The following is a 24,316-nucleotide window of genomic DNA, read 5'->3' on the forward strand; positions in this document are numbered from 1 at the left end:
GTGAGCACGGGCGACGAGGAGATGCTCCTCGTCGCCCGTGCTCACCAGGGTCGTGCGCATCATGCGGTCCCTCGGATCGAGGGGCCGGGTGAGGATCCTTGTCACCTCCGCCGTACTCTCCTGCGGCCCGGTCCGTACGGTGTCCAGCGGCCCCGGCGCATCCCGCAGTGCCTGTCCGGGCCAGGTGGCCGACGGGTCCGGCTCGATGTCCGCGGCGAGGTGCAGGCGCAGGGCCTCGTGGCGGGTGGCGATCTCGGCCAGCGTGTCGCGCAGCGCTCCCGTGTCGAGCGGGCCCCGGAACAGGAGCGTCTCGGACGACTCGATCGGCGGGGAGTCTCCGGTGTAGCTGCGGGTCCACTCCCAGCACCAGTCCTGGCGGGAGAACAGGGGCAGCGGGGTGGGATCGGCCGGTGGGTGGTGGGTCACGGGAGGGTGCTCTCTTCGAGGATGCGTACGGTCTCGACGTACCTGCGGGTGTTGCCCGAGGGGCCGAGCAGTTCCGGCAGGGCGCGTACGGCGGGCACGGGGTGCTTCTGGGTGAACCGGGTGAGGTTCACGGTGTGCTGTTCCCAGCGGTCGGCGCGTTCATGGGTGAGGTGCACGCCCGGCGCGGCGGGCGCGAGGCGCATCCCGGCCCCCGACGACCAGAGCCGCAGTCCGAGTTCGAGGTCCTCGCACCCCCATGTCGTACCGAAGGTCTCGTCGTAGCCACCGGATCGCTCCCACAGCCCGTACGGCATGGACGTGTTGGCTCCGATGCAGGTCAACCATGGTGCCACCGGCTCCAGTTCGCCTTCGGCCATGCGGGTCACCAGGGTTTCCAGGGCGTTCGCCACCGTGCGCCCGAACCGGCCGCTCATCGCCGCCGCGTGGGGATCGGGGAGGAGTTCGTGCGGTTCGGTCGCCAACAGGCGTCGCGCGCCGGGGAGTTCCCGGACGGGGCCGTGGACGCAGGCGGGCTCTCCGGCGCCGTGCTCGGTGACATGGGCCGCCAGGGCTGTCGGCGGGAGCAGGATGTCGTCGTCCAGGAAGAGCAGCAGGCCGCCGCGGGCCGCGGCGGCACCCGCGTTGCGTGCGGCGGCGCGGCCCGCCCGCGGACCCTGCACCGTGCGCACGGGCAGCCGTTCGGCGGCGGCCTCCACGACGTCGGCGGTGGTATCGGTGCTGCCGTCGTCGACGACCACGATCTCGTGGGACCGCGGGCCCACCTGCCGGGCCAGGCAGGTCAGGACGAGCCGCAGACTGTCCGCCTTGTCACGGGTGGGGATGACCACGCTGGCCGCCGGCCCGCTCATGTCGCGCTCCTCTCGTGGAACAGGTCCGCCCCGCCGAGCAGGCTCGGGCCCCGGGCGGCGAGCAGGGCGGCGCCGGCGAGGGAGGAGTGGGGACCGTGGACGGCCGGCCCGACCTCGGGGAGCGGCCGACCCGGGCGGGCCGACTGCGCCAGCCGCCGCGCGACCCGGCCGGGCAGGGGCGCGAGCGCGGCTCCGAGGCCGCCGCCGATGGTCACGCGCGCGGGCTGGACCAGCTCCACGAGGACCCGCAACGCGCGGGCGATCCGTTCGGCCGCGTGGTCGAGCGTGTGCTCCGCCCAGGGTTCGGTCCGCTCCACGCCAGCCACCAACTCGGCGGTGGTCGTGGGCAGTCCACGGGCCGCGCCGGCGTGGGCGGCGAGCGCCTCGGCCGAGACCACGGCCTGGAGGCAGCCGCGCGTGCCGCACCGGCACCGCGGGCCCCGCGGGTCGACCACCAGGTGGCCCAGTTCGCCCGCCGTGCCCCAGGCGCCGGTCAGCAGTCGGCCGCCGCTGACCAGACCGCCGCCGACGCCCGTGCCGATGCCCAGGTGGACCAGGTCCCGACTGCCCGTGGCGCGGGCCTCGGCCAGCCCGGCGAGCGTCGCGTCGTCGCCGAACAGGACCTCGGCGCCGCTGCCCGCGAAGGGCGCGCGCAACGAACGCCCCACCCAGTCGGGCCGGTTGGGCCAGCTCACGACGTACCCGTCGGCATCGACGTTGGGCGCCGCCGCCACGCCGAGGCGGACAGGGGCTCCCCCCAGCGCGGCGACCGCGTCGGCCACGGACGCCTCCAGGAGATCCGACTGGCTTGCCGCGTCACCGTCGGCGGGCCACCGGACGGTGCGTTCGTGGACGGTCACCCCGGCGGCCATCGCGCGCAGGGCGACCTTGGTGCCGCCGATGTCCACGGCCAGCAGGCGAGACGCCACACCGGTATCCGTGGAGGGGTACGTGCCGGTCACGACGTCTTCCGGGCGGTCAGGATCGTGTACGGCGCCTGCTCGGCAGCACGGATCTCCTCCACCCGCAGGCCCACCGCCTCCAGCCCCGCCCGCAGTTCCTGCGCGGTCCACCAGTGCAGGTGCCCGTCGACGAGCCAGCGGACGACGGTCGTACGGCTGGTCTCGTCGGTGAGGGTGAGTGGGTCGGACACGAAGGTGTCGGCCACCACGAGCAGGCCCTTCGGCTTCAGCAGTGCGGCCAGTGAGCCGAGCCGGGCCGCGGGGCCGTGGACGCCGCCGACGACCACGCAGGCGCCGTACTCCGTGTCGGCCGACCGCGGAACACCGCCGTCGCCGATCTCCAGCGGCGTACCGTCGACGGCGGCCTCGGCGAGCAACCCCGCGACGGCCGCGCGCAGGCCCGCGTCCGGTGGCGGAGGTCCGGCCGGAGCGGCCGGCGGTCGCGGCCCTTCGTCCGCCGCGTCCTCCCGCACCCTGGCCGCCAGTGCCCGGCCGGCCAGGACGACGTCCGGGGGGTACACCCCGGCGTCGGGCGGGCCCGCGGAGTCGGAATCGGTGGCCAGTAGCCCGAGCGCACAGGCGGTGTCCAGCACGGGCGACAGCACGTCCGCGCGCAGTCCCGCCGTCCGGGCCAGGTCGGCTGCGGCGGCGCCGCCGGCCAGGAGCGGCGGCAGGCCGAGTTCGGCGAGGGCCGCCGCCAGGACCTGCTCGGCCGGGGTGTCCGGCCGGGCGGCTGCGAGGCGGTACACGGGGGCCGCCTGCGCCTTGCCGACGGCGGACCGGCGCAGCCGGTAGCGGGGCTGGAAGCTGTCGGGCACCTTGTAGGCGGCCAGTTCGGCGCGGGCGTACGCATGCAGCCGTCGTGGGGCGGCCAGTTCGGGGTCGGCGGGCACGTATTCGACGGTGAGGCCCTGGTCGTCGGAGTCGTCCGGGCCGGTCGCGGTGACCGAGAGGTCGGCGACGCCCGGGGCCGTCCGCAGTACCGACTCCACCTCCATCGTGGAGACCCAGCGGGCTCCGCGCCGGACCACTCCGCGACGGGCTCGGCCCAGGATGCGGTGGACGCCGTGCTCGTCGCGGTCGGCGAGGTCGTGCAGGCGGTGGGTGGAGCCGTCCTCCAGGACGACGGCGAGTTCTCCCTGGGCCGCGCCCGAGCCGGGCAGGGGCCTGCCCTCGGGGTCCAGCAGGTCGACCCGGACGCCCGGCATCGGCCGGCCGACGGCTCCCGACGGCAGCCCCGGCTCTCCCCACAGCACGGCGCCCGTCTCGCTGGAGCCGAAGTTGCGGGAGACGCCCACGCCGAGGGCGCGGGTCCACAGCGCGTCCAGTTCGGCGTCCACGTATCCGGCGCCGGCCATCACCCGGCGCAGCGCGGGGAAGGGCGCGTCGTCGGCGAGGGCTCTGCGGCGCGCCAGGACACGGGCCAGGCCGGGCACGGTGACCAGGACCGTGGCCCGCTCCCGAAGCCGCGCGTGGACGGCGCCGACGGCACGCGGCGGCACCGGGTCCACGTGCGCCCCGGCCACCAGCGCGCCGGCCAGCCAGCCGAGCGCGTAGGCGTGGCTCAGCGGCAGCGGCACCAGTACGCGGTCGTCGGGCCGGGCCAGGCCCGCGCGGTGGTAGCGGACGCCCTCGTCGAGGACGGAACGCGGCGACCGCGCGACGACCTTGGGTGTCCCGGTCGATCCGGAGGAGGCGAGCAGCAGTGTGCCGGGGGCGTGGGCGGGCGGCTCGGAGCCCGTCTCGCCGCCTGCGAGTCCCCTGTCGGCTCCCTCGCTCTCCCCCGTCAGCACCGCCCAGTCCGCCCCGTCGGGGTCCACGACGAGGGTCCGGCGGGCGCCGGCGGTCCGCAGGAGCCTGTGGGTCTCCGCCGGTGGCGAGTCGGCCGGCAGCAGCAGGGGGCAGGCGTCCGCCGCAATGAGCGCGAGCAGGCCGAGCACCCATTCGGGCCGGTTGGGCCCCTGGAGTCCGACGGGCTGCGCGGGCCGTACGCCCTGGGCGCGCAGTCGCCGCGCCAGTTCCGTCACCCGGTCGACGGCCGTACGGCGGGTCAGGTCGCCGAGCGCGAGGGCGTCCGGGTCCCGGTCCGCCCGGGAGAACGCCTGCCACAGGTCCCGGGCTGTCACTTCCCCGTGCCCTCCGCCGCCGGCTCCAGGCGCCGCAGCAGTGCCTCCGCGGCAAGTTCGTACCCGTGCGTGCCGAAGCCGGCGATGACGCCCACGGCGAGGGGGGAGACGACGGAGTTGTGCCGGAAGGACTCGCGGGCCCACACGTTGGAGATGTGCACCTCGGCCCAGGGCGCCGGGTAGTCGGCGAGGGCGTCGCGCAGGCTCCAGCCGGCGATCATGAGAGCACCGGGGTTGACGATCGCGGCGACGGTGTCCCGGTGCTTGTGCAGCGCGCGGATCAACTCGCCCTCGCCGTCGTGCTGTTCGCTGCGCAGTCCGTACCCGGCGCGGGACAGCCGCAGGGCCACCGCCTTCTCCACCTCGGCGAGGGTGGTGGTGCCGTAGACCCCGGGTTCGCGCGTGCCCAGCGTGCCCAGGTTGGGGCCGTTGAGCAGCAGGAGGTCACGGGAGGTGGGGGCAGTGCTCACGCGGGGATCCCTTCGGGGCGGTGCAGGAGGGCGGCGAGCTCGGCGCACGAGCCGGCCACCAGATCGGGCTGGTGGGCGAGGAGTTCCGTGCGGTCGCCCTGGCCCCAGAGGCCGGCGGCGGTCCGGGTGCCGGCCGCGCGGCCGGCCCGCAGGTCCAGCGCGGAGTCGCCGACCATGACGGCTCCCTCGGCGGCGGCGCCGATCTTCTCCAGGGCGAGCAGGACGATGTCCGGAGCCGGTTTGCCGTGCGCCACCTCGTCGCTGCCGCACACCGCGTCCACCAGGTCCAGCAGGCCGGTCGCGGCCAGGGCCTCGACGGCTCGGCCGTGGGTCTTGCCGGTGGCGACGGCGGTCGGTACGCCCGCCGCACGCAGTCCGGTGAGCAGTTCGGCGGCGCCGGGGCACGGCTCGATCTCGTGGACCAGTTTGCGGCTCTCGACGACGAACGGCTCGTACATCCCGGCGGGCAGGCCCATGATCGCGAGGGTGTCGGGCATGTGACGTCCGAGGTGGGTCAGGTACTCCTCGAAGGGTGCCTCGCCGTCGCCGACGGTGAGGTCGTAGGCGCGCTGGAACGCCCTGCGCATCACGTGGATGCTGTCGATGAGTACGCCGTCGAGGTCCAGGACGACGGCGCGCGGCCGGAGTTCACTCACCGTTTGCTCCCTTTCGGGCGGCGTCGGCCGCCGTCCGCAGGCTCGCCACCAGATGGGCGACGTCGTCGTCGGTCATGGTCGCGCCGAGTCCGACGGTCACGGAGCGGCCCAGGACGGCCTCGCTGGCGCGCAGGCGGGCGGTGGCGTCCCAGGCGATGCCCCACGGCGTGCGGCCGGCCCGGACGGCGGGGTTCTGCTGGACGAGGCGGCCCGAGTAGAGCGTGGCCGCGGGGATGCCGGCGGCGGTGAGCGCGGTGACGAACCGGCGGGCGGCCATGCGGTTGTCGAGCAGGACCGTGAGGTCGCCGCCGCTGCCCTCCTCGTCGGGCAGCCGCCGCCATTGGAGTTCCAGGTCGGCGAGGTCCTCGCGGACGGTGCGGGCGATGTCGCGCAGTCGCCGCAGCATCGGCGTGAGCCGTTCCAGCTGTACGGAGAGCAGGGCGCCGGAGATCTCGGTCATCCGCAGGTTGGTGCCGAGGAACGCCTCGCCCGCGGTGCCGCGCTCGCCGCTGCGCGAGGTGGTGAACTGTCCGCCCTGGTCCTGGTAGCGCACCACACGGTCGTGGACGTCGGGGTCTGTCGTGACGACAGCGCCGCCCTCACCGGCGGTGATGTTCTTCTCCGCCTGGAAGCTGAAGGCGCCCGCGTCGCCGATCGAGCCGACCGGGCGCCCCCGGTAGCTGACACCGCAGGCCTGGGCGGCGTCCTCCAGTACCCGGATGCCGTGCTTGCGGGCGACGGCCAGGATGGGGTCCATGTCGGCGGCGGCGTTGTTCAGGTGGACGGGCATGACCGCGAAGGTCCGCTCGGTGACGAGTTGTTCCCAGGCGGTGGGGTCGAGGGTGAGCGACTCGTCGATCTCGGCGAAGACGGGGATGCCGCGTGCGGCCACGACGGCGTTGACGCAGCCGATGAAGGTGGCCGACGGCACGATGACCTCGGCGCCCTCGGGGATGCCCAGGCCGATGAGGGCGCAGGTCAGGGCGGCGGTCCCGGAGGACACGCCGACCGCGTGGGGTGCCTGGTGGAGGGCGGCGAACCGCTCCTCGAACCGCTCGACGCGGCGCTGGAGCGCGGGACCGTAGTAGCGGAAGAGGGAGCGGCTCTCCAGCACGTCCAGTGCGGCGGCCTTCTCCTCCTCGCCCCACAGGGCCAGGCCGCGCAGCGGCTCGTAGCGCAGCGCCGTGGGCTCGGACAGGGATGCAGTCATGAGTTCGTCTCCGGTGCTGTCCAGTCGGCGGACGTGGCGCGGTAGCAGGCCTCGACCACGGCCAGGGCTTCGCGGGCCTCGCGCAGGGCCCGGCCGGTGGCGTCGGTGCGGGCCAGTTCGGCGGGCAGCGCGTCGAGTTGCAGGTCGTACTCGTCACCGACGCCGGCCGGGGGCAGCGGCACCCGGCGCTCGGTGCCTTCCTGGCGCAGCGTGAGCGTGGCTTCGGGGACGCGCCGGGGGCTGAATCCGAACGTCGTGGTCAGCTCGGCGGTGCCCGCGGTGCCGTGCAGCACCAGCCGGGTGCGGTCGACCGTCTCGTGCGACGCCCAGGCGAAGCGCAGGTACATGCCGTATCGCTCGGTGGCGACCAGCGCGGTGAGCTGGTCCTCGACGTCGGCGGTGCCGAGGGTGGCGGCGCCGGGGTGCCAGTCGGCGCCCCAGCCGTCGCGGGTGAGGAAGTCGCTGCCGGGCAGGGCGGTGGCGTGGCGGACGCCGGAGGCGCCCCACAGGTGGTGCAGGGCGTCGATGACGTGCCAGCCCAGGTCGACCAGGACGCCGCCGCCGGCCGTCTCGCGGCGGGCGAACCAGTCGCTGCCGGGAATGCCCCGGGAGCGGACCCAGCTCAGCTCGGCGAGCCGGGGTGTGCCGAGCGCCCCGTCGGCGACGAGGCGGGCCAGCTCCCCGACGTCCGCGCGGTGGCGGGCGGCGGTGGACAGCAGCAGCCGGCCCCCGCCGTCGCGGGCGGCCTCTTCGAGGTGCCGCAGGTGGGCGAAGTCGGTGCCGGTCGGTTTCTCCAGGAAGACGGCGAGGCCCTGGCGCAGGAAGTGGCCGGCGAGCGCGCCGTGGGTGTGGTTCGGGGTCAGGACGAACACGAGGTCGGCCTCACCGCGCCCCAGCTCCTCGTGTCCGCCGTACACCCGCGCGCCGGCCACCAGGGCGCCGACCCGCTCGACGGCCTCGGGCCGCGGGTCCACCACGGCGACGACCTCGAAGTCCGGGTGCTTGACCAGGCGCGGCAGCCACACCTCGCGGGCCACCCAGCCCAGCCCGACGACGGCGACCCTCATCAAGCGGAACGCTTCTTCCCCGCCAGTTCGGACAGCACCTTCGCCACGGCCTCGGCGACGTCGGCGCAGTCGGCGTCCGTGCCGAGCAGCACCCGGTGGTGCAGCCAGAAGCCGTGTGCGCCCAGGTGCTCGCTGACCGGGTTGCGCTCGGCCAGTTCGGCGGTGTCGGGCAGTCCGTTGCCACGCAGCGCCTCATGTGCCTTGGTGCGGTACACCGGCGGATAGTTGACGAAGGCGGGGATGCCCTCGGCGACCAGCGCCCTGACCACCAGGTCGCGGTCGGTCCCGGGGTGGGCGCTGGGGTCGAGGGCGGCCATGGCCATGTAGTGCGGGTTGAGTTCGCAGCGGGGGTCGCGACCCTGCGGGAGCACGCCGGGTATCTCGCGCAGGGCGGCGGACAGCGTCTTCCAGCGGCTCTCGCGGCGCGCGTTCTGTTCGGCGAGCCGGCCGAGTTGGGCGCGCAGGACCGCGCCGGCGAACTCCGTCATGCGGTAGTTGGACGACGGGGTGAGGTGTTCGTAGCTCGTGTCACCGATGGGCCGGCCGCAGCTGTGCCGGGCGAACGCCTCGTCGAAGCGTTCCGCCGACGGCAGCAGCAGCGCTCCGCCCTCGCCCGCCGTCATCAGCTTGCCGTTCTGGAAGCTGAAGGCGGCGAGCGTGCCGAAGTCGCCGATGCGCCGGCCGGACCAGACGGCGCCGTGCGCGTGCGCGGCGTCCTGGAAGACGACGATGTCGTGCCGGGCCGCCCAGGTGCCGATGGCGTCCATGTCGGCGACGTGCCCGGCCATGTGCACGGGGATGACGACGCGGGTGCGCGAGGTGCGGACGGCGTCCAGGGCCTGCGGGTCGAGGCAGTACGTCACGGGGTCCACGTCGACCGGGACGGGGACGCCGCCCGCCCGCTGTACGGCGATGGAGGTGGAGATGAAGGTGAAGGCGGGGACGATCACCTCGTCGCCCGGTTGCAGTCCCAGCAGTTCCAGGCCGAGTTCCAGGGCGTGGGTGCCGTTGGTGACGGCGAGCGTCGTGCCGCCGTGGTACTCGCCGAACTCCGCCTCGAAGGAGGTGATCTCGGAGCCGCCGACTCGCCACCACTGGCCCTGGTCGACCGCGCGGATCAGTGCCGCGCGCTCGGTGTCGTCATGGTACGGCCAGGCCGGAAAGTCGTGGCGGCGGACCGGATGCCCACCGTCGAGTGCCAGAGCCACTGTGCGTCCCTCTCAGTCGGTGTCAGTCGGTGGCGGGGCTGCCGGTCGCCGTCGATCCGGACGTCGCCAACGCGTCCAGGTCGTCGGCCGAGTGCGCCACCACGTAGTCTTCCATGATCATCCAGTCCAGCCGGCTGCCTCCGTAGAACTCGAGGGCCTGCTGCGGTGTCTCCACGATCGGCTGACCGTTGTCGTTGAACGACGTGTTGAGCACGACCGGAACTCCGGTCAACTGGTGGAAGTGCGAGATCAGTTCGTGGTAGGCGCCGTTGTCCTTCGCCGTCACGGTCTGCACGCGCGCGGTCCCGTCGACGTGCACGATGGCCGGGACCTCACCCTGCTTCTCGGGCCGGACGGGGGCCACGATGAGCATGTACGGCGACTCGATGTCGAGGTCGAAGTAGTCGGCGGCGTGCTCGCGCAGCACGGCCGGGGCGAAGGGCCGGAAGGGCTCGCGGTGCTTGACCCGGGCGTTGATGATGTCCTTCGTCTCGGCGCGCCGCGGGTCGGCCAGGATGCTGCGGTGGCCCAGGGCGCGCGGCCCGAACTCCGACCCGCCGGTGAACCATCCCAGGAGCTTGCCCTGCGCGAGCAGTTCGGCGCCGATCCGGGACGGCTCGTCCACCTTGCGGTAGGGCAGTCCGCTGGCGTCGAGGGCGGCCCGCACCTCGGAGTCCCCGTAGGTGCGGCCGAGGTAGGCGTGGCGTTGGGCGGTGCGGGCGGGCGCCTCGCGGGGTTGTCCGGCGATGACGTGGTAGCCGTAGTAGGCGTTGCCGACGGCGCAGCCGCCGTCGCCCGCGGCGGGCTGCACGAAGATGTTCTCGAAGGGGGTCTCGCGCAGCAGGCGGCCGTTGGCCACGCAGTTGAGCGCGACGCCTCCGGCCAGGCACAGGTCGGTGAGCCCGGTGTCGGCGTGGAGCCGTCGGGCCACGTGCAGGAGGGTCTCCTCCAGCGTGTCCTGGGCGGCGTAGGCCAGGTCTGCGGCGCGGGCGAAGCGTTCTTCGCCCGTGTAGCCGTCGAGGGCGTGTTCGATGAAGTCGAGCAGTCCGCCGTTCTTGAGGTGCAGTTCGTAGCCGCCGTCGGGGAGCAGCGTGAGGTACTCGCGGAATTCCTTGCAGTAGCGGGGGGTGCCGTAGGGCGCGAGGCCCATCGTCTTGCCGTCCTCGGACAGGTACCAGTGCCGGCCCTCGTACTCGTTCTCGTACAGGACGAAGCCGATGGCCTTGCTCACGGCCTTGTACATGTAGCCGAGGGAGTGGTCGCTGTCGCCGGCCTGGTACACGCGCAGGGAGCTGAGGCCGTCGGTGGACCAGTCGGTGCCGAGCACCTTGGACAGCTCGGTGATGGTGGTGCCCTCGCCGACGGCGGTGGTGAGGGTCTCCACGCCCTGGTCGTCGATCAGGCTGCCCGCTCCGTCGACCACGAGGATGGCGGCCCGCTCGAAGGGCGAGGGGAAGAAGGTGCTGGCCGCGTGCGCCATGTGATGGCGGATCAGGTGGATGCGCTTGCGGAAGGGGAAGTACGCGGGTGCCAGGAGGGTGTCGTCGGCGACGATGACGTCGACGTCGGCGAGGCGCGCCTGTGCCATGTCGAGGCAGTACCGCCACGACTGGTTGAACAGCGAGTTGACTCCGACCGAGTACTTGACCCGGCGGACCCGCTCCTCCTCGATGCCGGCGGCTATGACGCCGTCGGAGACGAGGCAGGCGGCGAAGTCGTGGTTGGACCCGCCCAGGCCGAGCGTCAGCATCTCCGTGTTTCCCCTCTTCGAGTGCGCAGGATCTGGTGGTGTCACGGCCGCACGGCGTGGATCAGGTGGTTCAGGGTGTCCTCGCCGTCCGCCATCGGCGGCTTGAGGACACTGGGCTCCAGCCCCATCTCCCGCAGGTACCGGCAGAGTTCGTCGACCCGGCCGTGCACGTCCTGGACGTCGATGACGACGTTGCGCAGCAGGGGGCGCAGGTCCGCGTCGACACCCCGCAGGATCTCCAGTTCGGAGCCCACCGCGTCGATCTTGAGCAGGTCGACGGGGCGGTCGGTCCCGATGTGGCGGGAGAGCCGGTCGACGGTGACGGTGATCTCGCGCCCCTGGAACATCCGCTCCACGACCCGCGGCGGGAAGCTCCTGGCCAGGAGCTCCCTCAACTGCCCCTGATCCTGCGGGTACAGGGTCGAACTGCTGGGGAGCAGGGGGTAGTAGCGGAAGGACACGCCGGCCGCCTCCTCGCCCCCCAGCGCCGTCTCGTGCACGGACACGTCATGCAGGCCGAATTCCGCCACGTTGGCGTGCAGGGCCGCGACGAGTTCGGGCAGCGGCTCGAAGGCCACGATCCGCGCCTTGGGCCGTCGCCGCTTCACGAAGAGCGTGAAGAGCCCGATGTTCGCCCCGACGTCGATGACGAACGGTTCGTCGGGAAGGGAGATACCCCCGTACGTCCCGCCTTCGAACATCTCGCGGTACAGAAAGCGCGCGTCGAGCGCGCTCACGGCGTGCACGGAGAATCCCTCGGCGACTTCCGTCAGCTTGGGGGGTGTCATGTGGCGAGTCCCCCGGGACTCAGCCGAGACGTTCGACGACGTAGTCGGCGAGGCGGTCCTCGGACGTGAGCGTGTCCTCGGTGAGGTCCTCGTCCTCGAACGTCACACCGAAGCGCTCCTCGAGGAGAAGCAGGAACTCCAGGGCGTCCAGGGAGGTGAATCCATAGGCTTCGAGGAAGTTGCTGCTGTTCTCATTCACCGTACGACCACTGGAGGCGGCAAACTCCTTGGCGATTTGGTGGATCTCCTGGAGCACTTCGTCGCGGTTCACAGACAGCCTTTCATTCGTTCGGACGAGTGACAATCTAGTCGGTGGGTCAGAGGCTGTCCATCCTGACCAGGCCTCAAAATGCCTTGCCATCAGGGTTATTGGCGTCTGCAAGCAGGTCGTCGAGCCAGTGATGGTGATGCTGCAACGCCAACTCGTTGCGTCCGAAGACAAAGTGCGTATTCGCCCCCGAGGACAAAGCCGCCTGTACGTCGAATCCGGTGCGATAGTCCTCGTCCGCGACGCCTCTTTCGACGAGTTCGCTGAACTCCGCCGTGTAGCGCCGGTCCTCTTCGGTGGCCGGTGGCACGCGGGTCAGGACGGTCTGCACGGTACGGCTGCGGTCCACGCCCGGTCCGGGCATGATCTGGGAGACCACGCCGTGTCCCTCCCAGGCGCCGGCGATCGACACGTTGGGGAAGACGGTGTACACCGTGCCGCAGTGCGCGGCGGGGTCCCAGTCCTCGACCGGGATGTCCCGCAGCGTCTTCAGCGACTTCACCGGATACAGGATCCGCTGGTGCGGCCCGAAGGAGTCCACCACCATCAGGTTCGAGGTCGACGTCGGGGCGAACGTCGTACGGTGCAGCGCCTGGATGTGGTAACTCTCCAGATAGCCGTCGAAGGCCACCTTCCAGCCGGGTCCCGCCAGTTCACGCTGCTCGTAGAGGTGCCACTTGTCGAGTTCGAGCCGCTCCAGCTCGCGCGCGTAGTCGCCGAGCCAGGATTCCAGGTCGATCGTGGCACCGGGGGTGAGGCACACCCACACGAAGCCGAGGCTCTCCGTGACGGGCAGTGGCCGCAGTCCCAGTTCGTCGGTGTCGACGTCCCCGAAGGTGGCGGGCTTGTGCACGGCTACGAGTCCGCCCCGGTCGTCGTACACCCAGGCGTGGTAGGGACAGCGGAACCGGTGCCGGGTGCCGGTTCCGGCCGGGCACAACTGGGCGCCGCGATGACGGCAGACATTGAGGAACGCCCGTACGACGCCGTCCTGTCCGCGGGTGAGGAGGACCGGGGTGCCGAGGGCGTCCAGGGCCTTGTAGGAGCCGGCGCCCGGGAGTTCGACGGACAGGGCGAGGGCGAGCGGGACCCGTTTGAAGACGAGGTCGATCTCGCGCTGCCACCGGTCGGGGTCGAGGTATTCCGTGACGGGGACCCGCAGCACGTCCTCGGCCTGGTCCGTCGTGCCGGCCTCCAGGTGCGCCAGGGCGCGCTGCGCGAGGGCCACGGCCTGCGCGTGGTCGATCACGGCTCCCACCTCCCGTTTCGTTCCGGTGCGTGCAGTGCGAAGAACTCCTCGTAGAGGAGGACCTGGCTGTCGAGCATGTGGCGGCCGTGGACCACGGGCCGTCCGCCGTCCCGGGCGGCCCTGAGCAGGGCGGTCTCGGCCGGCTTCATGATGATGTCGGCGACCACGCAGGTGGGCGGCAGGCGTGCGGGGTCGAAGGGGAGCTGGTCGCCGGGGCTCATCCCCAGCGGGGTCGCGTTCACCGCGATGTCGACGCGGTCGCCCGCGTCGCCGAGGTCGCCCTCCACGCCGGCCCGTACGCGCCCCGGCCAGCGGGCGTCCAGCCGGGCGAGTACGTCCGTGCGGCGGGCGGAGTCGGGGTCGTACAGCCACAGTCGGGCGGCGCCGGCGCTCAGCAGGGCCGCGGCGACGGCGCGTCCGGCGCCGCCGGCCCCGGCCAGGGCGACGGTCGTGCCCGAGGGGTCGTGGCCGTTGGCGCGCAGGCCGTGGACGAAGCCGGCCCCGTCGAAGTTGTCTGCGAGCCAGGTGCCGTCGGGGTTCCTGCGCAGGGCGTTGGCGCTGCCGGCCACGTCCGCGGCGGGGCCCAGCCGGTCGGCGTACCGGCACACCTCGATCTTGTGCGGCACGGTGACGAGGATGCCGTCGAGGTTGCGCATGCGGCGCAGTCCGCGCATGACCTCGCCCAGGCCGTCGGGGTCGACATGCAGGGGAACCAGCACGGCGTCCCGCGCTGTGCGCGCGAACAGGTCGTTGAGCAGGCCGGGGGCGCGTACCTGGGCCACCGGGTCGCCCAGGACCACGTAGAGCCGTGTCGTGCCCGATATCGCGCTCCGGGCGGGCAGGGCGTCGGGCATGGCGCTCCTCAGTCCGAGGCGGGGGCGGGGCCCGCGGGCATGTCCGCCAGGACGGAGGAGACCATGTGTTCGTGGACGCGGGGCACCAGCTCGACTCCGGCCGGGCCGTCCAGGACGAACGTCAGCGTGGGGTCGGTGTCCGGTCCCTTCTTCTTGTCCCGGCGCATCAGCTCCACCAGGGTCGTCACCGGCACGCCGGACGGCAGCCAGGTGGGCAGCCCGAAGCTCTCCACCATCTCCCGGTGCTCGCTCACCCGGTGCGCGTCGATGCGCCCCAGCCGGCCCGCGAGCAGCCCCGCGAACACGGTGCCGACCGCGACCGCCTCGCCGTGCCGCCAGGCGTAGTCGGTGGCGCGCTCGATCGCGTGGCCGAGGGTGTGGCCGTAGTTGAGGATGTGGCGCGGGCCCTGGTCGCGTTCGTCACGGGCGACGACCGACGCCTTGAGGGTGATGCTGGCGACGATCTGCCCGGTCAGGTCGAGTCCACGCAGATCGCCCGCGCCGATGAACGCGCAGCGGGCTATCTCCCCGTAGCCGCTGAGGAGTTCGCGCCGGGGCAGGGTGTGCAGGAAGTCCGTGTCGCACAGCACGGCGCTGGGCTGCCAGTAGGCGCCGACCAGGTTCTTGCCTTCGGGCAGGTTGACAGCGGTCTTGCCGCCGACACTCGCGTCGACCTGGGCGAGCAGCGTGGTCGGCAGGTGCACGACCTTGATCCCGCGATGGTAGAGGGCGGCGGCCAGGCCCACGGTGTCCGTCGTCGTGCCGCCCCCGCAGGCGATCACGGCGTCGGACCGGGTCAGTCCCGCCTCGACGAAGGCGCGGCAGTAGGTCTCCACCGACGCGAGCGTCTTGTGCCGCTCGCCGTCGAGCGCCGGCACCACCGTGAACGGCACACCGGGATCAGGCAGTTCGGGCTCGCGCGCGCTGCTCACGACGGCGACACGGCCGACGCCCAGCTCGTCCAGGACGGCGGGCAGCAGTCGGCGGGCGCCGGATCCCACATGCACGGCGTACTCGTGGTCCTTCAGCCTGACGTCGACACGGCGGGCACGGGTTTCCGTCCCCCCGTTCGCCGCCCGGATGCGGATTACGCTCATGTCTTTGGTGCCCCCGCGACCAGTCCGACCTTGACCGACGGCATGCTACGCACAGGTGCGGATCAAGGTCCACCCCTGATGTGTGCGGACCGTCAGCTCCCGGCCTGTGCAGGGCATTTCGGGATAGTCCGGCAACAAGTAAGCGCTATGGCCGTGGGGTTGACGAGCGGTTAGTGTTGACCGGTCGAGCGAACCAGAACCGCACAATCCCAAGTCGACCGCAAATCGGGGACTTTCATGCGCCTTAAGGAAAAGTTTCGTGCCGCCCTTACCGCCTCGGCGGGCGAGGGCGGGCGACTCCCGTTCCTGATGAACGACATGGTCATCGAGGAACAGCTTTGCCAAATGCGCTGCTCCTACTGCCTCACCGAGGAGTACAACCTCCTCATGAACGTGCCCGACGCACGACTGCGCCTGACCACCGATCGCCGTCAGGACTGGCACGAGATACTCGACATGTATCACGAGCACGTGGACGCGCCGATTCTGCGGCTCTCCGGCGGTGAGTTCTTCTGGCTCAAGGGCTCCACCGAGTTCGTCCAGGAGGCCAGCCGCCGCTACGAGACCGTGCAGGTCATCACCAACGGCGTCTTCCTCAACGAGCGACGCATCGAGGCCCTCGCCGCGATGGGCAACGTCCAGTTGAACATCTCCCTGGACGGGCACACGCTGGAGCTGAACCGGCACCGGCTGCCCCCGAAGCAGGCCAAGCTGCACGATGTCATCATGCGCAGCCTGCACGCGGCGGCCGAGGCCGGGCTGCGCATCGACATCCAGTCGGTGCTCACCGACGCCAACTACACGGGCCAGCTGGAGTTCGCCCGGTATCTGCGCGACGAGGTGGCGGGCAGCACCACGCTGTACTTCTTCCCCGTGCGCGGCGACACCGCCGAGCGCATGGGCCCGCCGCCCGGCGACCATCTGATGCCGCTGGTGGAGCACTACGACGAGTTCGCGGACGTCCTGCCGCCGCGCGCCTACGTCGAGCACATGGCCGAGCAGCTCAAGACGAACGTGCGCACCCTCGGCTGTTTCGTCACGGCGACGATGGCCCAGCTCTTCGGTCAGGGCGATGTCTCCGCGTGCCCGCACGCCTGGGTCAAACCGATGGGCAACCTGGCGCAGGACCGCAAGCTGCTGCTCGACCAGTACGGCTCGCACCAGCACTACGACCTGTTCATGCACGACCGGCCGCGGTTCAGCTTCTGCAAGACGTGCGCCACGCCGTCCGACGTCATCAACCTGTTCTTCCTGGACCGGATCACGGAGGAGGAGATCGGCGGCACGCACCTGTACTCGGGCGAGCGTTCACGCGCCAGGCTGCGGGAGTTGAAGGAGACGTTCCGGCCGGTCGTCTCCGGTGCGGGGGCGCCGGTCGAGCCCGGCACCCCCGCGAGCGGACAGGGTGCCGCTCAGAGCGTCAGTTCCTGATCGCACGTGGCGTCGGCGTACAGCGCCGCGATGAGTTCCTGCACCTCCAGCGCCTGAGCCGGGGCCACCGTACGGCCCCGGGTCCGGCCCGCCACCGTGTCGAGGAAGCCGCGGATCGCCGCCAGCTCGGGCCGCCGGTCCTCGGCCGTGACCGTGCCCGCGGCGCTGCGGACCTCGCCGCGGCGCAGGTCCAGCACGGCGCTCGCACCGTCGGCCGCGGTGGCCTCCAGGGTGAGGCCCATGACCCGGCTGCGGCGGTCGATGCGCAGCGTCGCGGGGCCGGCCGGGAACTCCAGGCCGGCGATCACCCGCTCCTCCACGCCCTTCGCGTCGACCCGGCAGGAGAGCGGACGGGGCCGCCCGAAGACGGTGATCAGCAGGTCCAGGGCGTGCGCGCCCAGGTCGACCAGGGCGCCACCGCCGGCCCGCGCCGCATCGCCGTACCAGTTCGTCACCGGCCGCCACAGCCGCTGGCCGGCCGTGGTGAAGGTCAGGGTGATCTCGCAGGGGCCCTCGGGCAGCGCCTTGAGGAAGGCCGGCACCAACTCGTGGAAGCGGTACGGCAGGTTGACCGCGAGCCGGTCGGCGCCCACCGCCCCGGCCAGCCGGCGCGCCTGGGACAGGTCGGCGGCCAACGGCTTCTCGCACAGGACGTGCGCGCCGGCCGCGAGTGCCGCCAGCACGGGCTCGGTGTGAGCGTCGTTGGGGGTGCACACGGCGACCACGTCCGGCCGGCCGACCGTGAGGAACTCCTCCAGGCTGGTGGTGACCAGGACACCGTCGGCCGCCGCACCGAGCACCGAGCGCGCGCTGTCGGCGTCGGTGTCGCAGGCGGCGACGAGGGTGTAGTCCTCGTGGTCGGTGACGACGGGCAGGTGGTAACGCTGGAAGACGCGGCCGCAGCCCACCACTCCGTACCGCAGGGTCATCGGCCCACTCCCGCCGCGACGAGGGCCTCGGCACCGCAGATGCGCTCGACCCGCTCGCCGAAGTCCTCGAAGGACTCGCCGAGGTGCTCGGCGTCGTAGTCGGCCACCAGCTCCCGCAGGTCGGCGGTGAGCCGCGTGAGAAGGTCCGGCGGGTCCGTCTCGGCGAGGACGAGGCCGTAGTTGATGAAGGCGAGGAACAGCTCGGGCAGCCCGTTTCGCCAGGCCCGCAGGCGGCTGAGGAAGGCGCGCGGGTTGTGCTCCGTGCCGCGCAGCCGGCGAGCGCCCAGGGCAATCTTCTGGGCGACGAACGGCAGGACGTTCTCCTTGCGGTCGCTGATCTCCTCGCCGACCTCGCTCCAGGCGCTCCACAGTGCTTCTACGCGGGGGTCCGGCACCCGGTAGTCGCGGCGCGCGGTACGCAGGATCTCGTAGGCGGCGCCCTCCATGCCCTCGATGTCGGCGAGCGGCAGCGGATCGTCGATCTTGTCGTACATCTCGGTGCCGCGCAGGGCGATCGCGCGGTTGATGAGGAAGAACGGGTTGTCGGCCTCGTGGATCCGTGCGGCCACGATGAACTCGAGGTTCTCCCACAGTTCGTCGATGGTGGTCCTCGGCTCGATCATGATCCAGCCGGGGTCGAGGCCGAGGCCCTTGCGTTTGAACATGCGGGCCGCGTCAAGGTTGTAGGCCACCGTGGTGCCCTTCTTGAACCGCCGCAGCATGCCGGGCGACCCGGACTCGATGCCCAGCAGCGCGGACGAGAGTCCCGCCCGGTGCAGCAGGTCGAGGGCCTCGTGGTCGATCAGCCCGGAGTCGACTCGGAACTCGCAGTGGAACTGGAACTTCAGACCACGGCTGAGGACGGTCTCGGCGAACTCGACGGCGTGCGCGAAGCCGTCACCGAACGCGCCGCCGAAGTTGTCGTCGTTGAACCAGATGAAACGGGTCCCGAACTCCCTTTGCAGGTACTCGATCTCGTCGACGACGTCGCCGGGGGGCCGCATCCGCCAGAAGCCGTCGACGACTCCGGGCTGGCGGGGCGCGTAGCAGAAGGTGCACTTGGCGTGGCAGCCACGGCTGGTGAACGTGGAGGCCACGGGCGTCGCGATGCCCGCCGCCCGGTGGTACTCCAGCACGTCACGGGCCGGCCAGACGAGGTGGCCGAGGTCGGGAAGCACGGGCATGCCGCTGCTGCGCACCCGGTCGCCGTCGCGGTAGAACAGCCCCGGCGTCTTCCGCCAGTCGGCGCCGGAGGTCAGCCGGTCCATGATGCCCACGACCGTCAACTCGCCCTCGCCGAAGGTGACACAGTCGGCCTCGGGCACCTGCTCGGCGATGAGTTTCGCGTTGTACGTGCAGAAGGCGCCGCCGATGGCGATGAAGACGTCCGGGTCGGCGATCCGCGCGCACCGGATGAGCCGGATGGCGTCGATGATGTGCAGGTCGTACATGATGCTGATGCCGACGAAGCGCGGGCGCTCCCGGCGGATGAGGTCGATGATGGCCTCGTCGCTGGGCGTCCGGCCGTGCAGATTCAACGAGGTGACGGTGTATCCGGCATTGCGCAGGTATCCGGTGATGCAGGCCAGACCCAGGTTCTCCCGGACCTTCTCGTAGAAGATCCGCAGTGCCGGGTCGAGTTTCACGTACTCCTCGTCGGTGACGGTCACGTTCTGGTTGTTCAGGCTGAGTGCTCCGGTGGCTATCTCACGCGGAGTCAACAGCACGACGTCCGACATCTGGCCCTAACCCTTCCCCGTGGTCGTAAAGGAGTCGATACAAAGAAGCGGAATCACCGCCACGCCCGGAGGATCGCCGAGGTGTCGTGCCGCAAAAGTGTCACTTCGGTTGTTCCCGTCACCGTGACTGACGCGGGGTGCGTCGTGCCGACCACCGTATCCGCCATGCGCACTTCATGGCAGGCATCGATCTGGGCTGGCCAACTCAGCACGGCCGGTGGCAGCTTGGGGTCCGACACCCGCAGCCGGCGCAGCGGAACGCGCAGACCGACGCCGATCGCCTTGAGCACGGATTCCTTGCGCGTCCAGTAACGCAGGAACGCCGCATGCCGTTCGCCGGGCGGGCGCGCGCGCAGGGCGGCGAGTTCCGTGTCGCCGAGGACACGGGGTGCCACCCTCGCGACATCGGTGCCGGCGCCGTCCTCCACGTCGAGCCCGACCTCCGCGCCACGGCAGACGGCGACCCCTATCACGTCACCGCTGTGCGACACGGAGAACCGTACGTCCGCGTGGGCGCTCCCGGCCGGTACGTCGAGCGTGACCTTGCCGTGCGGACCCGCGCAACGCGGACACACCCGCCGCAGGGGTACGTCGGCGGGCGGCAGGCCGATCAGTTCGCCGAGCACCAGTCGGCTGATGGCACAACCCGCCAGGAAACGGAGCCTGTTGGCGGGGTCGGCCGTCGCCTCGTAGCGGCCGAGTTCCACGGGATCGAGCAGTCCCACCAGCCCTGGGCGCACGTCGGGCAGACGGGCCCAGCACAGCTGCACGGGGCGCGGCGCGCTGTCCGACGCTGTCACTCGCAGGGGGCGCGGCGCACGGTCCGCCCCCGTCACGCGGTGGCCCGCAGCCGCACTTCCCCGACGAGCCGGAAACCCATGTGCGGCACCTTGAGAATCTGGGCGCCCGAGCCGACCTCCCGGAACCGGGCCCGCAGCGCCTCGATGACACCCCGCGGGTCCTCGCCCGTCAGCCGCAGCAGATCGGGCCGGGGGACGATGACGGCCCGCCGGTCGGCGAGCGCGCGCAGCGCCTTGGCCTCGGCCTCGGACAGCCGCACGGACGCGGACGGCGTGCTGAGTACGCCGGCCTCGTCCAGGTCGATAACCTGGGCGGACGCGGGGGCGGCGACGTCCCGCAGGTAGGTCAGGAACGGCACCAGGCGTTCGACGTCGAGCGGCGCGGCCATGACGAAGCCGGCACCCGAACGGACCGCCGCCAGCGTGCCCTTGGCGGTCGGCGCCGCCTGCACGAGAACGACGTAGGCCCCTTCACGGGTGATCTCGCCCAGTGCGAACGGAGCCGAGCCGTCCGCCTCTGCGGCCACGAAGGCGACGAGGAGATCGTCGGCGACGTGCGCGGCCAATCCCTGCGGGTCCTGCGCCGCGGGCTCCTTCAGCGGCAGTGCGGTGCGCTCACAGGCCTCCCGCAATCGGGCCGTCTCCGGCGCACCAAGTCCCCCGGTGAGTACGTACATTGCTGTTCGAGCCTCTCGTCGCGGTGCGGATCACAGACCTGTCGTGTGCTCTTCCAGTCGTTCCCTTCCCATAGTTCCATGATCGACCCTTGGTCTACACTCCTGCGCATGCCAGAGCGCCCCTCCCCCGCCCCCTCGGTCAGGCGCACCTCGCACGCACTCGTGGCGGACGACCGCCCGATTCGCCTGCCGCACACCGAGTTCGACGGCGCCGAGGTGCGGTTCCTCGGCGAGCCGGTCGCTCCCGACCTCTTTCCCGCATCGGCCGCATCCCTGTGGCATGCCTGCGACGGAACCCGGCCGTACCGCTCCTGGCCGCCCGAGGAACGGGAGTTGATCGCCGGCTGGCACGCGGCGGGCCTGGTGGTGGCCGCTCCGCCGCCGCGCCCGTACCCGTCACGTGCCCTGATCTGCCTCTCTCCCCACCCCGATGATGCCCAACTGGCCCTGGGTGGGCTCCTCGCCCGGTTCGGCGGCCGGGTGGTGGACGTGTTCTCGCAGGAGACCTGGACGCGCCGCTCCCACTATCGGAGCCGTCCCGCGCTGGCCTCCCGGCTGCTGCTGGAGGAGGAGCGGGTGGCGTGCGCGGTGCTCGGCGCGGAGCTGACCGTGCTCGGTCAGGTGGACGCCGCCGACCGGTCCGCCTGGCAGGAGGGGTACTTCCTCGAACCGCACGAGGTGGACGCGGCCCGCGCGACGGAGCCGGAGTTGTTCGAGCGGGTGACGGCCGGTCTGGCGGCCGAGGTGGCGGGCGGCTCCCTGGTGCTCGTGCCGCTGGCCGTGGGCGGGCATGTCGACCACGTCCTGACCCGGCAGGCCGCGCTGGAACTGATCGCCCGAAAGGTGCTCGAGCCCGAACGAGTCGCCTTCTACGAGGACATGCCGTACTCGCTGTTCGCGAACGCCGAGGCGGAGGCCGGCCGGATCCTGGTCGGCCCGGGACCGAGCCCGCTGGCCCCGCTGCTGATCCCGGGGTCGGAGGCGGCGGCACGCGTCAAGCAGGAGGCGCTGTGGCCGTACCGGCTGCAAGTGCTGGAGGCGGTCACGCGACGAATCGTCCGCCACGGCCGGCAGCTCGGCACCCCAGGATGGGCGGAACGCCTCTGGGTACCGCCGGAGTCCGCCGACGCCTTCGCAGAACTGGCAGCCACGGCGGCCGACGAACCCGCCGACGCCCTCGGAGAGCCGGCGTCCACGGTGGCGGACGACACCGCCGACGCCCTGGGGAAGTCGGCGTCCACGGTGGCGGACGATGCCGCCGCGGCCGGGTGAGGGTGGCCGCCGCATGCGACTGCACACCCGTGAGTGGGGCACCGGCGACCGGGTCGCCGTCCTCGTCCACGGTCTCATGGCCGACCACCGCACCTGGCAGGAGCTGGTCCCGGTCCTGACCGGGCGGGGCTACCGGGTGGTCGCCGTCGACCTGCGCGGCCACGGCGGCAGTGCCCGGGGCGCCTACGCGCCGCACCTGTTCGCGGAGGACCTGCTGGAGACGCTGCCCCATGGCCCGGAACTGGCGCTGGGCCATTCGCTCGGCGCCCTGGCCCTGGCACTCGCGGTGCCGGAACTACGACCGCAGCGCGCCGTGTACTCGGAGCCGGCCTGGCGGCTCGGCGGCCCGGACGGCACCCTCGACCCGGCCGCGTTCACTCTCTTCAAACGCGCGCCTCGGCTGCTGATCAGGAGCCTGCGCCCGGAGTGGGGAGAGCGGCAGGTCGCGGCCGAGCTGGCAGCGCTGCACGCCTGGGACGAGAGGTCCGCGCTCGCCCTCTCCGCGTACCGTGCCACCGATCACACACCGGAGCGGGCGGTCGTCCGCTCCCTCGTCCAGGCGGCGGAGCCGAGCACACTGGTGAGCGGTGAGATGCGGGCGGAGCTGACCCGGCGCGGATTCGAGGTGCGGACCGTGCCGGACGCCACGCACGCGATCCACCGGGACAGCTTCGACGCGTTCCTCACGTCGCTGTCGGGGTGGTTGTGAACGGTGTGGGTCGGTGGGCGGGTCAGGTCAGTGCACCGCGCGCAGCATGCGCGTCACGTTGATCCTCGTGGGCGAGAGGCCCAATTCCACGCTCTGCATCATCCGTTCGCCGTTCAGACGGCCGTAGGCGAGCAGGTCGATGTTGGCGAGGCTGAATTCCGGCCAGGTGTGAATACTCAGGTGCGAGGCAGAAAGCAGGAGAATAGCGGTGACGGCACCGTTCGGGAAGATGTGCGACGCCTCACCGAGCACGGTGGCGTTTCCCTTTTCCGCGGCCGTGCGCAGCACCTTGAGGAGGCGCTGCTCGTCGGTGAGGATGCTGTGGTCGCTCACCCACACGTCGACGGCGTACGAGCACAGTTCGTCGACGTTGATTTCCTCGGCGGAGGGACTACTGGAATCAGTCATGGGGAACCGGGGGTCGCGCATCGCTCGCCCCGTCTCCTTTCACCTAGATCTGTGCTGGTCTACGCGGTCGAAGCGGGAAGGCCGGCGAGGCCAAGTGAGGCCACCTCACGGGCGCTTGGTGGGCCGCAGCGTAACATCCGGGGTGCCCTGGGGATCGCGGTCACCATGCGTCAGGGGGTCACGCAAGGCGCAGGGGAAGGCATAGGGATTGGCCGGAGCACTACGGACGGCGAGATGGACGGCGAAGGAGCGAAGTTCTTGCTGCAGGGGGGTTCAATGGACGCGGATTTTTCGGCACTTGACTGCATCTCAGCGACGTTCGGCATCACGGCGGCCTGGCTCGGCCACGATCCGAGCGTCCTGGGAGACCACTGGGGATATCACCGCAGGACGGACGCAGTCGATTCCGAATGGCCCGTGGAACATCTCGGAATCCACCGACGGACGCCCGAGGAGATCCTGCACGAATGGTGTGGCCTGACCGCCGACCACGTTCACCACGCCGACTCCCGACGAGCCGAGCAATACATTGACGCTCACCTCCTGGACGGCCATCCGGTGATCGCCTGGGTGGACACCTTCCATGTCCCCCACAGCTCCTTCCACCTCCAGCAGCACCATTCACACCGCATCGTGATCCGCCCCGAGGACGGCAACGACAAGGGAGACTACGGTTCCGTCCGGATCGTCGACCGCTACCAGGGCTCCCTCTACGACGGCCTCATGGAAAGGAGCACCCTGCTCAGCGCCATGGCGTCGGACGCGCTGGGAGAAGCCCGCAGAGGCGACCCCGACTGGCGCAACCGCACAGTGGTCGTGAACGCCGGCACGCCCGGCTTCGGGGAGAGTCAGGCAGCGCAGCAGGAGCGGTTCCGCTCCGCCCTCGCCCGGAACGCGCGCTCCTTTGCCGACGTGGACCTGGTGACGGCCTGCGCCGACGAACTGCGCGCCGCCCCGGACGACTTCACCTCGCTCAGCCCCGTGGGATCGATCGAGGTCAGCGCCTGGTTCGGTGAGCTGGCCAGCCAACGCGCTCTGAACGCGCGCTTTCTACGGGCGGCCGCCGAAGCCTGTGCGCTTCCCTCCCTGCACGATCGGGCCTCCGACGCGGAAGCCCTCTCCCGGCGCTGGGAGATGACCCGGAACTACTTCTTCCTGCGCCTCCGAAAGGGAGCCGTCGCAGTACGGCGCATCGCCGACCTCATCACCGAGACGGCAACCCTGGAGAGGGAGTGGAACGAGAAGCTGCTGAAGTCTCTCGACGGGACTGAATCCCCCGCACCCTCTTGATCGTGTACGGACTACCCTGCCCCGTGCGGGGGCACGCCGTCCCCCGCACGGGGCAGGGTAG

General features: G+C 71.6%; 23 protein-coding genes and 1 pseudogene. 4 read left to right on the forward strand and 20 right to left on the reverse strand.

What is annotated here, in order from left to right; all coding sequences use genetic code 11:
• The 15 genes and pseudogenes from BZL64_RS26185 to BZL64_RS26255 form a co-directional block, all read right to left on the reverse strand.
• Positions 1–426: pseudogene (locus tag BZL64_RS26185) on the reverse strand (condensation domain-containing protein); the annotation flags it as partial.
• Positions 423–1,295: a glycosyltransferase family 2 protein gene (locus BZL64_RS26190; RefSeq protein ID WP_086771646.1), complete on the reverse strand. Its 873-nt coding sequence runs from the start codon at positions 1,293–1,295 to the stop codon at positions 423–425. The pseudogene BZL64_RS26185 and the gene BZL64_RS26190, both read right to left, overlap by 4 nt.
• On the reverse strand, positions 1,292–2,224 hold the full coding sequence (locus BZL64_RS26195) for an ROK family protein (protein WP_143663319.1): 933 nt from the start codon (positions 2,222–2,224) through the stop codon (positions 1,292–1,294). The genes BZL64_RS26190 and BZL64_RS26195 overlap by 4 nt, the downstream gene beginning before the upstream one ends.
• Positions 2,225–2,253: 29 nt before the next feature.
• Positions 2,254–4,383 (reverse strand): AMP-binding protein, encoded by a 2,130-nt coding sequence (locus BZL64_RS26200; RefSeq protein ID WP_086771648.1) that lies wholly within the window; start codon positions 4,381–4,383, stop codon positions 2,254–2,256.
• Positions 4,380–4,853, reverse strand: a complete 474-nt coding sequence (locus BZL64_RS26205; RefSeq protein WP_086771649.1) for a type II 3-dehydroquinate dehydratase — start codon at positions 4,851–4,853, stop codon at positions 4,380–4,382. The genes BZL64_RS26200 and BZL64_RS26205 overlap by 4 nt, the downstream gene beginning before the upstream one ends.
• A complete protein-coding gene (locus BZL64_RS26210; protein ID WP_086771650.1) occupies positions 4,850–5,509 on the reverse strand; it encodes an HAD-IA family hydrolase in 660 nt (219 codons plus the stop codon). Before BZL64_RS26210 ends, BZL64_RS26205 begins: the two co-directional genes overlap by 4 nt.
• Positions 5,502–6,719: a DegT/DnrJ/EryC1/StrS family aminotransferase gene (locus BZL64_RS26215; protein WP_086771651.1), complete on the reverse strand. Its 1,218-nt coding sequence runs from the start codon at positions 6,717–6,719 to the stop codon at positions 5,502–5,504. Before BZL64_RS26215 ends, BZL64_RS26210 begins: the two co-directional genes overlap by 8 nt.
• Positions 6,716–7,786 (reverse strand): Gfo/Idh/MocA family protein, encoded by a 1,071-nt coding sequence (locus tag BZL64_RS26220; RefSeq protein ID WP_086771652.1) that lies wholly within the window; start codon positions 7,784–7,786, stop codon positions 6,716–6,718. Before BZL64_RS26220 ends, BZL64_RS26215 begins: the two co-directional genes overlap by 4 nt.
• Complete coding sequence (locus BZL64_RS26225) at positions 7,786–8,994, reverse strand: DegT/DnrJ/EryC1/StrS family aminotransferase (protein WP_086771653.1); 1,209 nt, start codon at positions 8,992–8,994, stop codon at positions 7,786–7,788. The genes BZL64_RS26220 and BZL64_RS26225 overlap by 1 nt, the downstream gene beginning before the upstream one ends.
• A 22-nt stretch (positions 8,995–9,016) precedes the next feature.
• Positions 9,017–10,744 carry a carbamoyltransferase family protein gene (locus BZL64_RS26230; RefSeq protein ID WP_086771654.1) on the reverse strand — a complete coding sequence of 576 codons (1,728 nt, stop codon included), beginning with the start codon at positions 10,742–10,744 and terminating at the stop codon, positions 9,017–9,019.
• Between the two features lie 41 nt (positions 10,745–10,785).
• Positions 10,786–11,532, reverse strand: coding sequence for an FkbM family methyltransferase (locus tag BZL64_RS26235; RefSeq protein ID WP_086771655.1), 747 nt, complete (start codon positions 11,530–11,532; stop codon positions 10,786–10,788).
• 19 nt (positions 11,533–11,551) lie between these two features.
• The gene (locus BZL64_RS26240; RefSeq protein ID WP_020129798.1) at positions 11,552–11,803 is read right to left on the reverse strand and encodes a phosphopantetheine-binding protein; all 252 of its coding nucleotides are present in this window, start codon (positions 11,801–11,803) and stop codon (positions 11,552–11,554) included.
• 73 nt (positions 11,804–11,876) lie between these two features.
• A complete protein-coding gene (locus tag BZL64_RS26245) occupies positions 11,877–13,049 on the reverse strand; it encodes an aromatic ring-hydroxylating oxygenase subunit alpha (RefSeq protein WP_158101564.1) in 1,173 nt (390 codons plus the stop codon).
• Entirely contained in the window at positions 13,046–13,903 is an 858-nt protein-coding gene (locus tag BZL64_RS26250) for a shikimate dehydrogenase family protein (RefSeq protein ID WP_167396205.1), read from the reverse strand. Before BZL64_RS26250 ends, BZL64_RS26245 begins: the two co-directional genes overlap by 4 nt.
• An 8-nt stretch (positions 13,904–13,911) precedes the next feature.
• The gene (locus BZL64_RS26255) at positions 13,912–15,000 is read right to left on the reverse strand and encodes a 3-dehydroquinate synthase family protein (RefSeq protein ID WP_086771659.1); all 1,089 of its coding nucleotides are present in this window, start codon (positions 14,998–15,000) and stop codon (positions 13,912–13,914) included.
• A gap of 345 nt (positions 15,001–15,345) precedes the next feature.
• Between BZL64_RS26255 and BZL64_RS26260 the strand changes: the two genes are divergently transcribed.
• Positions 15,346–16,431 (forward strand): radical SAM protein, encoded by a 1,086-nt coding sequence (locus BZL64_RS26260; protein WP_086771660.1) that lies wholly within the window; start codon positions 15,346–15,348, stop codon positions 16,429–16,431.
• Here the strand turns inward: BZL64_RS26260 and BZL64_RS26265 are convergent.
• Genes BZL64_RS26265 through BZL64_RS26280 form a run of 4 tightly spaced genes read right to left on the reverse strand, consistent with a single transcriptional unit; the run spans position 16,413 to position 20,531 of the window.
• Positions 16,413–17,360, reverse strand: coding sequence for a Gfo/Idh/MocA family protein (locus BZL64_RS26265; RefSeq protein WP_086771661.1), 948 nt, complete (start codon positions 17,358–17,360; stop codon positions 16,413–16,415). The two genes, BZL64_RS26260 and BZL64_RS26265, sit on opposite strands and share 19 nt — an antisense overlap.
• Complete coding sequence (locus BZL64_RS26270) at positions 17,357–19,099, reverse strand: B12-binding domain-containing radical SAM protein (RefSeq protein ID WP_086771662.1); 1,743 nt, start codon at positions 19,097–19,099, stop codon at positions 17,357–17,359. The genes BZL64_RS26265 and BZL64_RS26270 overlap by 4 nt, the downstream gene beginning before the upstream one ends.
• A gap of 53 nt (positions 19,100–19,152) precedes the next feature.
• Positions 19,153–19,899, reverse strand: coding sequence for a 4'-phosphopantetheinyl transferase family protein (locus tag BZL64_RS26275; RefSeq protein WP_086771663.1), 747 nt, complete (start codon positions 19,897–19,899; stop codon positions 19,153–19,155).
• A 32-nt stretch (positions 19,900–19,931) separates the two neighbouring features.
• A complete protein-coding gene (locus tag BZL64_RS26280; RefSeq protein WP_086771664.1) occupies positions 19,932–20,531 on the reverse strand; it encodes a hypothetical protein in 600 nt (199 codons plus the stop codon).
• A gap of 153 nt (positions 20,532–20,684) precedes the next feature.
• On the opposite strand from BZL64_RS26280, the gene BZL64_RS26285 reads away from it, so the two are divergent.
• Together BZL64_RS26285 and BZL64_RS26290 are read left to right on the forward strand one after the other, a co-directional pair.
• Positions 20,685–21,848, forward strand: coding sequence for a PIG-L family deacetylase (locus BZL64_RS26285; protein WP_107430347.1), 1,164 nt, complete (start codon positions 20,685–20,687; stop codon positions 21,846–21,848).
• A 13-nt stretch (positions 21,849–21,861) separates the two neighbouring features.
• Positions 21,862–22,557, forward strand: coding sequence for an alpha/beta fold hydrolase (locus BZL64_RS26290; RefSeq protein ID WP_086771667.1), 696 nt, complete (start codon positions 21,862–21,864; stop codon positions 22,555–22,557).
• A 27-nt stretch (positions 22,558–22,584) separates the two neighbouring features.
• On the opposite strand, the gene BZL64_RS26295 is transcribed toward BZL64_RS26290, so the two are convergent.
• Positions 22,585–22,986, reverse strand: coding sequence for an S-adenosylmethionine decarboxylase family protein (locus BZL64_RS26295; protein ID WP_244205503.1), 402 nt, complete (start codon positions 22,984–22,986; stop codon positions 22,585–22,587).
• Between the two features lie 30 nt (positions 22,987–23,016).
• Here BZL64_RS26295 and BZL64_RS26300 point away from each other — a divergent pair, with 30 nt between their 5' ends.
• Positions 23,017–24,255, forward strand: coding sequence for a cysteine peptidase family C39 domain-containing protein (locus BZL64_RS26300; protein WP_143663320.1), 1,239 nt, complete (start codon positions 23,017–23,019; stop codon positions 24,253–24,255).
• Positions 24,256–24,316: the final 61 nt, after the last annotated feature.

This window comes from Streptomyces bobili (assembly GCF_002154575.1).
Lineage (GTDB): Bacteria > Actinomycetota > Actinomycetes > Streptomycetales > Streptomycetaceae > Streptomyces > Streptomyces bobili.